This window comes from Streptomyces sp. NPDC006512 (assembly GCF_040611935.1).
Taxonomy (GTDB): Bacteria; Actinomycetota; Actinomycetes; order Streptomycetales; family Streptomycetaceae; genus Streptomyces.
Genome location: NZ_JBEXPG010000013.1, coordinates 38,989 through 54,413, shown reverse-complemented (window position 1 = coordinate 54,413; position 15,425 = coordinate 38,989). Strand labels below are relative to the sequence as shown.

Here is a 15,425-nt window from a genome sequence, read left to right as displayed (position 1 = left end):
CCCCCGCCCGCTCCCTCGCCAACAGGTGCGTGACCTGCGGAAATGGCGAGGGACCTAGGACCCCTGCGCGCTTGTGAAAACTTTCACAAGAAATTCCCGGAGTGCACCCTATGGCCGTCCCAGACGGCCCCCGCGCACACGGGCCCCTGGACGCCCTCCCGGAAGGCGGGAGGACGTCCAGGGGCGTGACGGGGGGCGCGTGGATCAGTAGACGCTGACCCCGTAGGCGTTCAGGGCCTCCACGACGGGCTGGAAGTAGGTGGTTCCACCCGAGGAGCAGTTGCCGCTGCCGCCGGAGGTGAGACCGACGGCGCGGGTGCCGGAGTAGAGCGGGCCGCCGCTGTCGCCGGGTTCGGCGCACACGTTGGTCTTGATCATTCCGTAGACCACGTCGCCGCCGCCGTAGTTGACGGTGGCGTTGAGGCCGGTCACCCGGCCGCTGTGGATGCCGGTGGTGGAGCCGCGCCGGGTGACGGACATGTTCACGGTGGCGTTGACCGCGCTGGTGATGTCCTGGCTGCCGACGGTGCCCGGCGGTACGGGCGAGTTGCTGGCGTACTTGATCAGGCCGTAGTCGTTGGTCGGGAAGCTGGAGCCGGTGGTGGAGCCGAGCACGTTGGTCTTGGCGGAGTTGGTCCACCAGGTGCCGGCGCCGTCGGTGCAGTGGCCGGCGGTGAGGGCGTAGTAGTTGCTGCCGCTGCGCACGTTGAAGCCGAGCGAGCAGCGCCAGCTGCTGGCGTAGATGGCGTCGCCGCCGGAGGCCAGCTTCGTCAGCTTGCCCGGGGTGCGCTCGATGCGCAGGGCTTGCGCGTCGGCTCCGGCCCCGCGGCGGATTCTGGTCAGGTCGGCGGCGCTGACGGTGGAGTCGGCGGTGACCACGAGGGTGCCGGTGGCGGGGTCGGTGTGCCAGGCGGTACCGGCCACGTCGGCGCGCAGCACCGAGGCCTCGGCGGCGGCGAGCCGGGCGGCGCTGAAGCCGTTGTCGGTGGGGTCGGGTGCGGCGGCGCTGGCGGCCGTGGGGGCGGCGAGTGCGGCGACGGCGGCCAGGCCGGTGGCCGCCGCGAGCAGCCTGACACGGGTGATGCGGTTGATCCTCACTGCACGTCCTCCCGATGGGGGGTCGGGGGCCCGGCGGTCGTGGGGGTGCCGGAGCCCGTGAGCGGCGGTGGGGGCAGGGCCTGGGCGCGGGGTTCCGCCCCGCACACTTTCGCCGTGCCCCTGACAAGTCCGCCGGATGACGCTGACGGGAGTGTCCTGGCGTCAGTTACCGGCGGCAAGGGCGCCTTTCAGCCGTCGCTCGCCCGCCGCGACCGCGAAGGGCAGGGTGTTGCCGGGCGGCGGGAACGGGCAGACGAAGTGGTCCGCGAAGGCGCAGGGCGGGAGCAGGGCCCGGTTGAGGTCGACGGTGACGGCCCCGTCGGCGGCCGGGGTTCCGGGCCGCAGGAAGCGGAAGCGGTAGCTGGAACGGCCGCCGGTGGTGTCGGCGAAGACGGCCCAGAGGCTGCCGTCCTCGCCGTCCACGGCGACCTGGAGGGTGTGGGGGCTCCCTTCGTACGAGAAGCTCAGCTCGCCCCCGAGTCCGAGCCCGCGTTCCCGCCCGTCGGCGTTCTCCACCTGGACGGTCCGGTCCTCGCCGTACGGGCGGAAGCGGCCGGGCAGCGCGAAGGCGGGGTCGTACGGGGTGGCTTCGATCCCGGCGAAGGCCCGCCGGGCGGGCGAGGCGGGATCGTAGACGCGCAGCGCCCATTCCCCCTCCCGGCGGATCACGACGAGCCGTACGTCCCCGGCACCGACCCGGGAGTCCGCGGGCCGGCCCTCGTCGGCGCCGAGGACGGCGTCCCCCGTGAACGGCTCGCCGTCGAGCGTGAGGCCGTCCTCGGCGGCGGCGCTCAGCAGGACGCCGCCGTCGGTGGCGCGCCAGCGCCCCGGAACGGCCGGAATTCGACCTTCCGGGTGCTCGTCGCCCGCCTCGGAGAGCCAGTGGGTCCCGGTCAGGGCGAGGGGTCCGTAGGGGCCGGAAACGGTGGCCACCCGGTGCTCGTGCCACTCCTGCCAGGCCGTGGCGGCGTCATCGTCACTCATGCCGCTCAACCCTTCCACACGGGCCCGGACGGGAATCCACCGGTACGCCGTCCGGGCGCGCGGACCTGAAAGGGGCTCAGCAGCCGTCGCAGGGACAGCAGCAGCAGTCGTCGCAGCCGCAATTGCTACAGCAGTCGCAGCCGTCGCAGCAGTCACCGGCATCGCACCACGGGTCGCGCTTCTCCCGCGACCAGGGGCCGTCGTGCTCGGTGCAGCACAGCTGGCAGGTGCAGAACAGCCCGATCGCCACCGCGCAGCCGGCGAGCAGCCCGCGGCGCGGCCGCTGCGGGGGCAGGCCGCCGCCACCGCCGCCGCCACCGGGCCAGATGGGCGGCGGCCCGCCCGGCCCGCCCGGTGCCTGCGGAGCCTGCGGGGCTCCGGGGGCGTAGGGATTGCTGCCGTAGGGACCGCCCCCGTAGGGGTTCCCGCCCACCTCCGGGCCGCCCGCGTACGGGCCTGCCCCGTACGGGCCGCCGTCCTGGCCGGCGGAGGCGGTCGCGGTGTGCCCGCAGGCGCTGGTCCCGAAGGCGCGGTCCACCGAGGTGCGCAGCTCGTGCACCAGCAACCGGTGGGCGAGGCCCGCGTCGGCGAACTCCGCCTCGCGCAGCGCCAGGCGTATCCCGTGCAGCGCGTCGTCGCACAGCCGCCGCGCCTCGGCCAGGGAGGTCCCGGTGGCGGTGAGCGGGTTCCAGGCGCCCGCCGCGGCGTCGGCGGCCTGGTCCTCGACCGCGTCCAGCAGGTGCGCGAGCCGCCCGAAGTACCGGCCGGCCTCGGCGAGCGCGGGGCCGTTGCCTGGCCGGCCCGCGAGGACCGCGGTATGCGCGAAGGCGGCCGCGGTCGCGGTCTCCGTCGGCTCGGTCACCACCAGCACGGACGTGCCGGTCCCGGCCAGGGTCTCGATGCCGCCCTGCCGGTCCACGGCGTCCACGAGCACGGCCGTGTCGAAGCCGAGCGAGGCCCCGGTGCGGGCGCCGGCCCGGTCCCAGCCCCGGGCCACCTTGCGCGCGGCGGCGGCGATCGGGGCCCGCGCCAACAGCCCGTCGCGGTCGGCCACGTGGTCGCGCACCTTCGCGGACGCCAGTACGAGCGAGACCGCGGCCGCGAGCCTGGCCCCCTCGCCGTTCGCCACGGGGGCGGTCCGCATGCCGCGCAGCGGGCAGGGCCCCGCGGTGCGCCGCGCACCGGGCAGCGGTCCGGACTGAGCCTCCGTCAGGACGGAGACGAGCAGCCCGTCGTAGTTGGTGACGATGCGGGCGAACTGTCCGTGGTCGCCGCGAAGTGCCAGGCAGAGCCCGCACAGATGGGCCATCCACTCCGTTTTGAACCGCTCGCCGAGCCGGTGCGTGCAAGGTCTGACGATGCCGAACAATCCGTTTCCCCCGTGTGTGATCCGCGCGTTTCCGGGGCATCGTATCCAGCCAGGTCGTTCACTCGTCCGCCCCAACCGCTCACCCGGACGGCGGCGGCGGTCGTATTTTCACTCAGACAGCAGCGGCAGCCGCTCTGAATCCTTGACCGTGCAACGGATGTTCTGCACCAGTCCCGTCACGAAACCCCTGCGCGGCGACTATCCACTTGGCGCGTTGTCAGCATCATGGACGACCATAGGGGCAGCGGAGAAGAAGACAGACTGGCCACGGTGAAAGGAGGCGTCCATGGGTTCGGTACGCAAGGCGAGTGCCTGGTTGGGTCTCGTAGAGGACAGCGACGACGAGCGGTACTACGACGACGACTACGCGGAGGCGGTGGAGCGCCAGCAGGGCACGGTCTCCGGCCCCGGTGACCAGTGGGTCACCGACCCCCGTGTGAAGGTGGCCTCCGAGTCCGCCGTCGAGCAGGGCCGGCGCATCGCGACCGTGACCCCGGACGGCTTCCGTGACGCCCGCGGCATCGGCGAGCTGTTCCGCGAGGGCGTCCCGGTCATCGTGAACCTGTCGTCGATGGACCCGGGCGACGCGAAGCGGGTCGTCGACTTCGCGGCGGGCCTGACCTTCGGACTGCGCGGTTCGATCGAGCGGGTGGCGACCAGGGTCTTCCTCCTGACCCCGGCCGACACCCAGATCGTCAACGGTGAAGCGGGCGGCCGCTCGCGCGACTTCTTCAACCAGAGCTGAGCGGGGCTCTCACCGGAAGGCGTCCAGCCCGGTGAGCGCCTTGCCCAGCACCAGCTGGTGCATCTCCACGGTGCCCTCGTAGGTGAGCACCGATTCGAGGTTGGTGGCGTGCCGCATGACGGGGTACTCCAGGGAGATCCCGTTGGCCCCGAGGACGGTCCGCGCGGTGCGGCAGATGTCGATGGCCTCGCGGACGTTGTTGAGCTTGCCGAAGCTGATCTGCTCCGGCCGCAGAGTGCCCGCGTCCATGCGCCGGCCCAGGTGGTGGGCGAGCAGGATGCCCTTGTGGAGTTCCAGCGCCATGTCCGCGAGCTTGGCCTGGGTGAGCTGGAAGCCGCCGATCGGCTTGCCGAACTGCTCCCGCGTCCTCGCGTAGTCGAGCGCCGACTCGAAGCTGGCGCGCGCCGCGCCCATGGAACCCCAGATGATCCCGTACCGCGCGTGGCTGAGGCAGCCCAGCGGCCCCTTGAGCCCGGTGACGCCCGGCAGGACCGCGTCCGCGGGCAGCCGTACGTCGTCCATGACGAGTTCACTGGTCACCGAGGCGCGCAGGGACCACTTGTGCTTGATCTCCGGCGCCGAAAAGCCTGCCGAGTCCGTGGGGACGGCGAAGCCGCGGATCCCCTCGTCGGTCTGCGCCCAGACCACGGCGACGGAGGCCACCGAGCCGTTGGTGATCCACATCTTGCGGCCGTTCAGCACCCAGTCGGTGCCGTCCCGCTTCGCGTACGTGCGCATGGCCGCCGGGTCGGAGCCCACGTCGGGCTCGGTCAGCCCGAAGCAGCCGATCAGCTCGCCGGCCGCCATGCCGGGCAGCCAGCGCTGCTTCTGCTCCTCGGAGCCGTACTTCCAGATCGCGTACATGGCCAGCGAGCCCTGTACGGAGACCAGCGAGCGGATCCCGGAGTCGGCGGCCTCCAGCTCCAGGCAGGCCAGGCCGTACTGGACGGCGCTGGAGCCGGCGCACCCGTAGCCCTCCAGGGACATCCCGAGGGCGCCGATCGAGCCGAGCTCACGGGCCAGCTCGCGGATGCCGGGGAGCTCGCCGTCCTCGTACCACTGCGCGATGTGCGGCAGGACCCGGTCGGCGGCCCAGGAGCGGACCGTGTCGCGGACGGCGAGGTCCTCGGGGCCGAGCAGCTCGTCGAGCCCGAGCGGATCGGTGGGGACGAAGGGGGTCTTCGACGCGGAGGACGCAGACGAGGCGGACAAGAGGGGCCTCCCGGCAGGCACGTGGGCGAAACCTAGCGGTGCAAGTTTGTCGCCGGTCGGGCCCCGGGTCCACCCCCGTCTTCGGGGCGGGCCGTCAGGCGGTGCGGCCGGACGCCCCGCCGACGGCCCGGTCGCACTCGGCCTGCGCCGGACCGGGGATCCGCGCGCCGGCGGGAGCGGCCGGGCCGGATGCCTGCGCGGGGAGGCGTACGGACTGCTCGGCGGGCTCGTCGGCCGCCGGCGCGGTGTCCATGGTGCGCGGCAGCTTGAGCGCCATGACGGCGCCCGCGAGCAGCAGGCCGGCGCTGACGACGAGGGTGACGTGCAGCCCGTGGACGAAGGAGTGCCGGGCGGCGGCGTACAGGGACTCCCCCGCCGGGCCGCCGAGCTGCGCGGCGATCTGGTAGGCCTCGCCGAGGGAGTGCGCGGCGCCCGCCGACTCGGCGGCGGAGACTCCGGGGATCCCGAGGAGACCGGGCGCGTAGGCGGCGTTCATGACGCTGCCGAGCAGGGCGATGCCCATGCCCGCGCCGAGCTGGTACGAGGTCTCGCCTATGGAGGCCGCGCCGCCGGCGGTGGCCGCCGGGGCCTCGCTCAGCATGGACTCGTAGGCGGCGAACAGCGTGGTCTGGAGGCCGAAGCCGAGCAGGATGAAGCCCGCGGTCAGCAGCACGGGCCGGTCCTGCTGGCCCATCAGCGTCAGCAGCAGCACGGCGCCGGCGGTGAGCAGGAAGCCCAGCGAGACCATCGTGCGGGGCCCGACGCGCTGGAGGGTGTACGAGCCGGTGGCGCCCGCGGCCATCGCGGCGAAGGTGAGCGGCAGCAGCCGCAGGCCGGTCTCCAGCGGGGTCAGGTGCAGCACCAGCTGGAGGTACTGGACGGCGATGAGCTCCAGGCCGACCAGGGCCAGCATGGCCAGCACGATGCAGCCGACGGAGGTGGAGAAGGCGGCCCGGGAGAACATCCGCATGTCGATCAGCGGGTGCTCGCGCCGCTTCTGGCGGCGTACGAAGAGGATCAGCAGGGTCACGCCGATCACCAGCGGGACCAGCGCCTGGGGGTCCGCGAGGTGGCGTTCGGCGCCGATCCGCTTGATGCCGAGGACCGATCCGAGCACACCGGCGGCGGCCATCAGGGCGCCGAGGACGTCCCAGGGTCCGTCCGAGGAGCCCTTGGACTCGGGGAGCAGCCAGCGGCCGAGCGGCAGGATCAGGGCCATCAGCGGGATGTTGATCAGGAAGACGGAGCCCCACCAGAAGTGCTGGACGAGGAATCCGCCGAGTACGGGGCCGCTGGCCGCGCCGATCGCGGCGACGGCGGTCCAGATGCCGATGGCCAGCGCCCGCTCGCGCCGGTCGGGGAAGACCTGGCGCAGGATCGACAGGGTGGCGGGCATGATCATCGCGCCGCCGATGCCGAGCAGGGCGCGCGCGGCGATCAGGACCTGCGCGTTGTCGGCGAGGGCCGCGATGGCGGAGGCCACGCCGAAGAGCCCGTAGCCGAGGAGCAGGATCCTGCGGCGGCCGACGCGGTCTCCGAGGGTGCCGAAGAGGATCAGGAGCGCGGCGCAGACCAGCGGGTAGGCGTCGACGATCCACAGGAGCTCGATCGGGCCGGGGCGCAGGTCCTCGGTGACGGAGGGGACGGCGACGTGCAGGATCGTCGCGTCGAGCGCGACGAGCACCAGGCTGACGCACAGGACCGCGAGGACCAGCCAGCGGTTCGCCCCACCGGAGGCCGCGCCGATCCGCTGCCGGAGGGAAGGGGTCCTGTCGCCGGTCATGTTCGTCCCCGACATGCATGTACCTCCCAGGTGATCCCTCGCACTCGGCGGACCTGCGTCGTCGGCCCGCCGCGGGTGGTGCGCTTGCGGCGTCCAACGGGGTCCGGCATCGACACGCGAGTGAAGGGTCAGCGTACGCGAGTTCGCGTGTCCGACACGTGGTCAAGCTCTCATCGCGGCGGCGGCCGCCGTGTGGTGTGCGCCACTCGCTCCCCTCCTCCCTCCGGCCGTCCTCCGTCCGCCTTCCCTCCGTGTACACGGCCGTTCACTTTGCGTGGTTCCGTCCGGTCCGGTCCGGCCGGGCGGCGGAGCCGCCGACGGCCGGGCCCGCGAGACTGTGCGGGTGAGAGACGCGCCCCTGATCCCTGAGAACGATGTGAACGACGTGCCGGTGGCGGCCCCCGGGCTGCGGCGGGCCGCGCCGGCGCTGGCGGTCTTCGCGGCGGTCCGGCTGCTCGGCCTCGCCGTCCTCTCGGTGTGGGGGGCGGTGGCGGACAGCAGTCCCCACACCCTGCTCTCGGCCCGCTGGGATTCGCTCTGGTACGCCCGGATCGCCGCCGAGGGGTACGGGTACGAGGTGGTCCTGCCGAGCGGGGCCGTCCATTCCAACCTGGCCTTCTTCCCGCTGCTGCCGTGGCTGGAGCGGCTGGTGGCGGCGGTCACGGGGCTCTCGTACGGCTCGGCGGGCCTGGTGGTCTCGGTGCTGGCGGGGCTCGCCGCCGCCTGGGGGATCTTCGCGGTGGCCGCACTGCTGTACGGGCGCCGCGCCGGGATCCTCGCGGTCGCGCTCTGGGCGGCGCTGCCCGTCGCCGTCGTGCAGTCCATGGCCTACAGCGAGGCCCTCTTCACGGCCCTGGCCGCCTGGGCGCTGTACGGGGTGCTGCGCGGGCACTGGATCACGGCGGGCCTGCTCGCGGCCGCGGCCGGACTGACCCGCCCGGTCGGCGCCGCCGTCGTCGCGGCGCTCTGGGTGGCGGCCGCCCTGGCGTGGCGGCGCGGGGAGCGGTCCTGGCGGACGGCCGCCGGGGTGCTGCTGGCCCCGCTGGGCGCGGCGGCGTACGTGCTGTGGGTGGGACACCGGACCGGCGGCGGCCTGCTGGGGTACCTGGACGTGCAGGCCGGCTGGGGCAACGGCTTCGACGGGGGCTGGGCCTTCGCCCGCTTCGTCGGGGCGCGGCTGGCCTCCCCGGCCTTCCTCGCCGGGGTCGGGCTGATCGTCGGGGTGCTGCTGGTGCTGTGGCTGTACCGGCTGTGCGTACGGCAGCGGCAGCCCGCCGCGCTGCTCGTGTACTGCGGGATCGTGGTGGCGCTGGCCCTGTGCGCCTCCGGGTACTTCGGCTCCAAGCCCCGGCTGCTGCTGCCGGCGTTCCCGCTGCTGCTGCCGGTGGCGGTGGCGCTGGGCCGGTGGCGGACCCGGCGGGCGGCGGCGGTGCTGGGGGCGCTGGCCCTGTGCTCGGCGGTGTACGGGGCCTTCTGGCTGAACGGGTCGGGGCCTCCGTAGGGAGGGCCGCGGGAAGGGCGCGGGAAGGGCGCGGGAAGGGGCCGCCGGAGGACCGCCGGGGCCGCGATCACGGAACGGATCATTCCAATCCATGATTGGGCAAAGGAATTGACCTGCGGCAATAAGACTCCCGTAAGTATGCAGATAATTACGGGGCCGGAGCCACGGGAGTTGAATCCACGGAGTTCCAACCGGTGCCGGAATAACGGGAATTAAGTACTGCGTGAGACGCACTCCACATCACATGGTCATCACAAAGCCCGCGATTCGACCGGGCCGCGCTTCGACGCGCGGTAACGTCGATTGAGTGCGTACCGACCAATTGCTGACCCGTCTGGAGCCGGTGTTCGCCCGGCTGGACCGGGAACCAGAGCGACCGGCTCATCTGCAAACGCCGCAGATGAGCCGGCACCGCGTCGTGCTCCTCGCCTCGACCCTCGCCTTCTACCTCGCGATCGTCGTGGCCGTGCTGATGACGTCCTGGCTCGTCCGGCTGGACTGGCAGATCATGTTCTTCCGGCCCTACGAGCAGTGGCCGCAGCTGCACGCCTTCCTCGACTACCTCGTCGTGCTCGGCCAGCGCGGACCCACCGCGGTGATGGTCGCGGCCTGGCTCGGCTGGCGTTCCTGGCGCCAGCACACCCTCCGGCCGCTGATCACGCTCGGCGTGGCCCTGCTGCTCCTGAACGTCACCGTCGGCGCCGTCAAGCTCGGCCTCGGCCGGCTCGGCCCCCACTACGCCACCCAGATCGGCTCGGCCGAGCTCTTCGCGGGCGGCGATATATTTCCTTCCGGCCACACCGCCAACGCCGTCGTGACCTGGGGAATCCTGGCCTACCTGGCCTCCACCTCGGTCACCCGGCGGGTGCTGTCCATCGTCTCCGCGGTCGTCTCGCTGAGCGTCGGCGCCACCACCGTGTACCTCGGTACGCACTGGGTCTCCGACGTCCTGCTCGGCTGGACGGCCGGCATCCTGATCATGCTGGCGCTGCCGTGGTTCGAGCCGCTGATCGCCCGCGCCGAGGCCTACGTCTTCGAGCTGCGCGAGATGCTGCGGCGCCGGCTGGAGGAGGGCCGGATCTCCGAACCGGTCGCGGCGGCGCTCACCCCGCTGCTCTCCGCGGGCGGGAAGTGGCAGCCGCGACGCGCCACCGGGACCGGGGCCCAGGCTCCCGCGCCCGCCGCCGCTGCAGCCACCGCCGCGGCCGCGGCCACCGCCGGGCACTCCCCCGCGCCGCGTCCCGCGGCGCACCCCGCGGCCCGGCCGCACCTGATCCGCTCCGAGCGCACCCCGGTCACCCCCGCCGGCAGCCGCCGGCCGGCGCACACCGAGCGGACCGCCGCCCGGGGGGCCGCGGCCCGGCCCGCCACCGGCGGCTGAGGCACCCCGCGCGGGAGGCGGTACGCACACCCCCTGCCCCGCGCACACGAGGCGGGCCGGTTCACCTGACCGGCCCGCCTTCGTCGTTCATATGCCCGGCGCGTCAGCGTCACGCCAGGAGGTTCCTCCGTACCGGGTCACGCTTGTGTCACGGGTTGTCGACAGCCGATTGGCCGAGCCGCCCCGCCCGGGATCCGCCGTCGGGGAGCGCGCGCGGCATTGTTTCCGGCCCCCGCACAACGCGGTCGGAGTCCCTTTCGAATTCCGGTCGAGAACCGTCGAATTCCCCCGGGTATTGCCGGGCTCCCGCCGCTCGGAGAGCCGCCGGACCCCCTCACCTTTTGTCCGTTGTGCCTTCCAGTGCGCGGCCGAGAAGGTCTCTCGCGGCCCGGAGCCGGCCGGTCAGCTCGGCCGGCTCCACCACCTCGAACTCACAGCCGAGCAGCATGAGGTGAATCACCAGAACGTCGAGGCTGACGGCCCCGGTGCGCAGCAGGCAGCTGTGCGCGTCGAGCGGTTCCAGCGCGCCGTCCGAGGGGCCGATGACCCGCGCCGCCTCCTGCGCCGGCATCCGCAGCCGCACCACCGCCTGGGCCGCGTACGCCCGTTGCGACACCCCCCGGGAGACGTACGCCGCCAGGTCCTCGGCGGGCGCCGGGCGCGGGGTGAAGCGCGGGCCGTGCGGCGGCCGGGGCTCGATCCGGTCCGCCCGGAACGTGCGCCAGTCCTCCCGGTCCACGTCCCAGGCGACGAGGTACCAGCGCCGCTCGGTGCACACCAGCCGGTGCGGTTCGACGGTGCGGCGGCTGACGTTGCCCTCGTGGTCGCGGTAGCCGAAGCGCAGCCGCTCGCCGTCCCGGCACACGGCGGCCAGCTCGGTCAGCACCGACGGGTCGACGGCCGAGGGGGCGGGCCCGCGCAGCATCGGCACGGTGAACTCGTTGAGGGCCGACACCCGTCGCCGCAGCCGCGACGGCAGCACCTGCTCCAGCTTGGCGAGCGCCCGTACGGAGGCCTCCCCGATCCCCTCGACGCCGTTGCCCGCCGCCGTCCGCAGGCCCACGGCCACCGCGACGGCCTCGTCGTCGTCGAGGAGCAGCGGCGGCAGCTCGGCCCCCGCCCCCAGCTGGTACCCGCCACCCGTCCCGGGACTGGCGTTCACCGGGTACCCCAGCTCGCGCAGCCGGTCCACGTCGCGGCGCACGGTGCGCGGCGTGACGCCGAGCCGGTCGGCCAGGTCGGCCCCGGTCCATTCGCGGTGGGCCTGCAACAGGGACAGCAGGCGCAGCAGTCGTGCGGAGGTCTCCAGCATCCCCGTAGTCTCGCCGACCGCCGGGGCGCCCCCGGTCCAGCCCCCGGCGCCGCGGCTCAGCGCGCGTTCGCCGGTCCGGGTACGGGCGCGGGTGCGAGTGCGGGCGCGGGTCCAGGAGGCGCCGCGGTCGGCGCAGCGGGGGTGGGTACCGGCGCCGGAGCGGGCTGCGTCTGCGGCTCGGGGGCGGGCGCTGGCCCGGGCGGCAGGGCCAGCAGGGTCCCCACCACGAGGCGCTGCGGCCGTTCCCCGATCACCTTCCGGTTGGCCTCGTAGAGCGCCCGCCAGCCCCCCGGCACCCGGCGCTTGCCCGCGATCGCGGCGAGCGTGTCCCCGGGCCGCACCACGTGCATCCGGCCGGCCAGGCCGTACCGCTTCGAGCACACCGGCCAGGCATCCCACCCCTGGGTGCCGAGCAGGTCCTCGGCCACCCGGATCTGCTGGGTCCGGGTGGCGAGGTCCGCTCGGGGCGCGTAGGCGAGCCCGCCGTGGTCCTCCCAGGTCGGCTGCCAGAACTGCAGTCCCCCGTAGAAGCCGTTGCCGGTGTTGACCGCCCAGCGTCCGCCGCTCTCGCAGTCGGCCACGCAGTCCCAGGGCCATTCCCCGCCCGGTCCGCAGTCCCCCGGACCGCTGCCGATCATCCCGGGCGATCCCGGGTGCGCGGCGCCCGCGGGTCCCGGTGCCGGGGGCGGCGGTGCGAGGGGGGCGGGGGCCGGGGCGGCCGCCGCGGCGCCCGACGGGAGAACGAGCGCCAGCGCGGCGGCGGCCCGGACCGCGGCCCACCGGATCCGGAGACGGAGGTCGGGCATCGGCTCACGCTACGCAGCCCCCGCCCGCCCCCCGCCCCGCCACGCGGCGCGCCCGCGCGGCCCACCCGTACGGCGCACCGCCCGCCACCACTCAAACGGCCATCGGCAGCCACCAACTGCGCACAACCAGGCAACAGTTGACACGAACACGAAGCGGCCGCCGGACGGTTCACTCTTCCGGGTGTCAGGTTCGATTCCGTTCCCTCAAACGGCGTGACCCCGGCCGCCGCTCCCGCGTTGAGCCCGGCGAGCCGGGAGCCTCCCGGCCTCCGCACGAATGAGGAGCCACCCCGTGCCGCGCATGCTCGACGTCAGTCTTGAGGTACGTGCCGAGATCGGTGACGAAGAAGCCGACAGGCTGCTCACCGGCGACGACGCCCCGCGCAGTTACGACTGCACCTCCTGCCGTACCCCCGGCGACCCCGAGAGAGACCCCACCAGCACGGTGCTGTTCGTCGGCGAGGAGACCGCCGTCCTCGCGTTCGCCCACGCCAACTGCATTCCCTCGCAGGTCGTCTCCGTGTCCGAGGAGCAGTTGCAGGGCGCGGTCCGCAGCATCACCGGCGACAGCCCGGCCCCCGCCCCGGCGCCCGCCGGCGAGGTGCCGCAGGCCGTCCCCGGCGGCCAGGCCGTCCTCGGCATCACCAGCGGTCTGGTCCTGATCAACGGAGACCTGCACCCCGCGCTGGTCGTCGAGCCGACCGCCCCGATCGCCCGCCCCGGCACCACCGGCCCGGGCGACGACTTCCTGCCGCTCCTCATCGAGCAGGGCTTCATCCCCGTCACCGACACCGACGAGGTTCCCTCCGCGCTCGCCGGCTGGTCCGTCCTGCTCGCGGGCGGCCAGCTGCACGCCGTCCTCCAGCCGGGCGTCGACGGCGGGGCCCAGGTGGCCTGGTGGCAGGCGCACCAGGCGCTGAGCGTCACCGACGGCTGGCGGGCCGCCGTCAACAAGACCCAGCGCGTGCTGATCTACGCCGCCCCCGTGGGCTCCATCGGCCAGCAGCCCCGTGAGGACCTGCTCCGCGACGCCCTGGACAAGGCCGCGAGCAACGGCAAGCTGGTCGCCGCCTCCATGCCCCTGGCCGGTACGCCGGGCGCCTGATCCCCCTTCCAGCCAGCTCCAGACTTCCCTCCGGAAGACGGCCGCCCGCCCCTCACGAGGGGGCCGGGAGGCATGCGCCGGGGGTGCGCGGTCCGTCCCGCGCACCCCCGGCGATCTGCGTTTTCCGCCCCGTCACCCCGCATCCGCAGGGCCTCGGGTTCGTTGGCTGATACGTGCATTCATACGACCCATCCCGCGCCCCGTCCTATCCGAGCAGCGTCCCCCCGATGCGCCCTTCACGGGACCGGGACCACGCTCCGGCCGCCTCGCACACCCCGATCTACGACACGCTCTACTCGGAGTACCTGCGCGCCTTCCGGGCCCTGCCGGGAGACCGGACGGGCGAGGAGGACCTCGGCTTCACGGCGTTCTCGCAGGGGAGCCCGTACAGCTCCTACAGCAGCGGATGGAACGGTTCCGCATGGCAGAGCGACCCCTGGCAGCCCTCGTACGCCCCGGTGCCGCCCGCACCCGCCCCGCAGCCCTCGTACGCCCACGCCGGCACCACCGGGTCCGGATACGGCGGCGGGCGGCAGCACCAGACCGGGATGCAGCACATCCCGGCGGCCCTGCCGCCCGCTCCGCGCCGGGGCTACTGACCCCGCGCCGGTACCGCTGCTACTTCTTCTTCTTGTACTGCGCGCCGCGCTTCTCGCGCACCCGCACCGAGATGTGGATCGGGGTGCCCTCGAAGCCGAACTCCTCGCGGAGGCGGCGTTCGATGAAGCGGCGGTAGCCGTGCTCCAGGAAGCCGGAGGCGAAGAGGACGAACCGCGGCGGCTTGCTGCCCGCCTGGGTGCCGAACAGGATGCGGGGCTGCTTGCCGCCGCGGATCGGGTGCGGGTGCGCGGCCACGACCTCGCCGAGGAAGGCGTTCAGCCGGCCGGTGGGGACACGGGTCTCCCAGCCGGCGAGTGCGGTCTCGATGGCCGGGACCAGCTTCTCCATGTGGCGGCCGGTGAGCGCCGAGACGTTCACCCGGGGCGCCCAGGCGACCTGCTGCATCTCGGTCTCGATCTCGCGCTCGAGGTAGTAGCGGCGCTCCTCGTCGAGCTCGTCCCACTTGTTGTAGGCGATGACGATCGCGCGCCCGGCCTCGACGGCCATGGTGATGATGCGCTGGTCCTGGACGCTGATGCTCTCGGTCGTGTCGATCAGGATGACCGCGACCTCCGCCTTCTCGACGGCGGCGGCCGTGCGCAGGGAGGCGTAGTAGTCGGCGCCCTGCTGGAGGTGCACCTTCTTGCGGATGCCGGCGGTGTCGACGAACTTCCAGGTGACGCCACCGAGCTCGATCAGCTCGTCGACCGGGTCGCGGGTGGTGCCGGCCAGCTCGTTGACGACGACCCGGTCCTCCTTCGCGACCTTGTTCAGGAGGGAGGACTTGCCGACGTTCGGGCGGCCGATCAGCGCGATCCGGCGCGGGCCGCCGAGGGGGGCCCCGCCGAAGGTCTGCTCGGGGGCCTCCGGCAGCGCTTCCAGCACGGCGTCGAGCATGTCGCCCGTGCCGCGGCCGTGCAGCGAGGAGACCGGGTGCGGCATGCCGAGGCCCAGGGACCACAGGGAGGCCGCGTCGGCCTCGCCGCTCTGGCCGTCGACCTTGTTGGCGCACAGCACGACGGGCTTGCCGGCCCGGCGCAGCAGCTTGACGACGGCCTCGTCGGTGTCGGTGGCGCCGACCTTGGCGTCCACGACGAAGACGACCGCGTCGGCGGCCTCGATGGCGTACTCGGCCTGGGCGGCGACGGAGGCGTCGATGCCGAGGACGTCCTGCTCCCAGCCGCCGGTGTCGACGACCTTGAAGCGGCGGCCTGCCCACTCCGCCTCGTAGGTCACGCGGTCGCGGGTCACGCCCGGCTTGTCCTCGACGACTGCCTCGCGGCGGCCGATGATGCGGTTCACCAGGGTCGACTTGCCGACGTTCGGGCGGCCGACGACGGCGAGCACGGGCAGCGGGCCGTGGCCCGCCTCCTGGATCGCGCCCTCGACGTCCTCGACGTCGAAGCCTTCCTCCGCGGCGAGCTCCATGAACTCCGCGTACTCGGCGTCGCCAAGTGCTCCGTGGTCGTGCTGGTCGTTCATGAAGTCCGTTCCTCGTCGTTCGTGGTGATCGGTGGCACCCGCGCAGC

At 73.6% G+C, this 15,425-nt stretch carries 13 protein-coding genes; 5 read left to right on the top strand and 8 right to left on the bottom strand.

What is annotated here, in order from left to right; genetic code table 11:
- Window positions 1–204: 204 nt before the first annotated feature.
- From ABZZ17_RS12075 to ABZZ17_RS12065, 3 genes are all read right to left on the bottom strand, one after another.
- Entirely contained in the window at window positions 205–1,098 is an 894-nt protein-coding gene (locus tag ABZZ17_RS12075; protein WP_356874760.1) for a S1 family peptidase, read from the bottom strand.
- Window positions 1,099–1,260: 162 nt separating this feature from the next.
- Entirely contained in the window at window positions 1,261–2,082 is an 822-nt protein-coding gene (locus ABZZ17_RS12070) for a DUF1684 domain-containing protein (protein ID WP_356874758.1), read from the bottom strand.
- A gap of 76 nt (window positions 2,083–2,158) precedes the next feature.
- Window positions 2,159–3,451, bottom strand: a complete 1,293-nt coding sequence (locus ABZZ17_RS12065) for a DUF5685 family protein (protein WP_356874756.1) — start codon at window positions 3,449–3,451, stop codon at window positions 2,159–2,161.
- Window positions 3,452–3,737: 286 nt separating this feature from the next.
- Between ABZZ17_RS12065 and sepF the strand changes: the two genes are divergently transcribed.
- Window positions 3,738–4,196 (top strand): cell division protein SepF, encoded by a 459-nt coding sequence (gene sepF / locus ABZZ17_RS12060; protein ID WP_356874754.1) that lies wholly within the window; start codon window positions 3,738–3,740, stop codon window positions 4,194–4,196.
- Window positions 4,197–4,205: 9 nt separating this feature from the next.
- Here sepF and ABZZ17_RS12055 read toward each other — a convergent pair whose 3' ends face one another.
- A complete protein-coding gene (locus ABZZ17_RS12055; protein ID WP_356874752.1) occupies window positions 4,206–5,408 on the bottom strand; it encodes an acyl-CoA dehydrogenase family protein in 1,203 nt (400 codons plus the stop codon).
- A gap of 94 nt (window positions 5,409–5,502) precedes the next feature.
- Window positions 5,503–7,191, bottom strand: a complete 1,689-nt coding sequence (locus tag ABZZ17_RS12050) for an MFS transporter (RefSeq protein WP_356874919.1) — start codon at window positions 7,189–7,191, stop codon at window positions 5,503–5,505.
- A 376-nt stretch (window positions 7,192–7,567) separates the two neighbouring features.
- Here ABZZ17_RS12050 and ABZZ17_RS12045 point away from each other — a divergent pair, with 376 nt between their 5' ends.
- Window positions 7,568–8,692, top strand: coding sequence for a glycosyltransferase family 39 protein (locus ABZZ17_RS12045; protein WP_356874917.1), 1,125 nt, complete (start codon window positions 7,568–7,570; stop codon window positions 8,690–8,692).
- 307 nt (window positions 8,693–8,999) lie between these two features.
- Complete coding sequence (locus tag ABZZ17_RS12040; protein WP_356874750.1) at window positions 9,000–10,073, top strand: phosphatase PAP2 family protein; 1,074 nt, start codon at window positions 9,000–9,002, stop codon at window positions 10,071–10,073.
- A 334-nt stretch (window positions 10,074–10,407) separates the two neighbouring features.
- Here ABZZ17_RS12040 and ABZZ17_RS12035 read toward each other — a convergent pair whose 3' ends face one another.
- Window positions 10,408–11,385, bottom strand: coding sequence for a YafY family protein (locus tag ABZZ17_RS12035; protein WP_356874748.1), 978 nt, complete (start codon window positions 11,383–11,385; stop codon window positions 10,408–10,410).
- Window positions 11,386–11,441: 56 nt separating this feature from the next.
- A complete protein-coding gene (locus ABZZ17_RS12030) occupies window positions 11,442–12,191 on the bottom strand; it encodes a transglycosylase family protein (protein ID WP_356874746.1) in 750 nt (249 codons plus the stop codon).
- A gap of 292 nt (window positions 12,192–12,483) precedes the next feature.
- Between ABZZ17_RS12030 and ABZZ17_RS12025 the strand changes: the two genes are divergently transcribed.
- Both ABZZ17_RS12025 and ABZZ17_RS12020 read left to right on the top strand, forming a co-directional pair.
- A complete protein-coding gene (locus ABZZ17_RS12025; protein WP_356874744.1) occupies window positions 12,484–13,296 on the top strand; it encodes a hypothetical protein in 813 nt (270 codons plus the stop codon).
- Between the two features lie 227 nt (window positions 13,297–13,523).
- A complete protein-coding gene (locus ABZZ17_RS12020; protein WP_356874742.1) occupies window positions 13,524–13,895 on the top strand; it encodes a hypothetical protein in 372 nt (123 codons plus the stop codon).
- A 19-nt stretch (window positions 13,896–13,914) separates the two neighbouring features.
- Here ABZZ17_RS12020 and der read toward each other — a convergent pair whose 3' ends face one another.
- Complete coding sequence (gene der / locus ABZZ17_RS12015; protein ID WP_356874740.1) at window positions 13,915–15,378, bottom strand: ribosome biogenesis GTPase Der; 1,464 nt, start codon at window positions 15,376–15,378, stop codon at window positions 13,915–13,917.
- Window positions 15,379–15,425 lie beyond the last annotated feature (47 nt).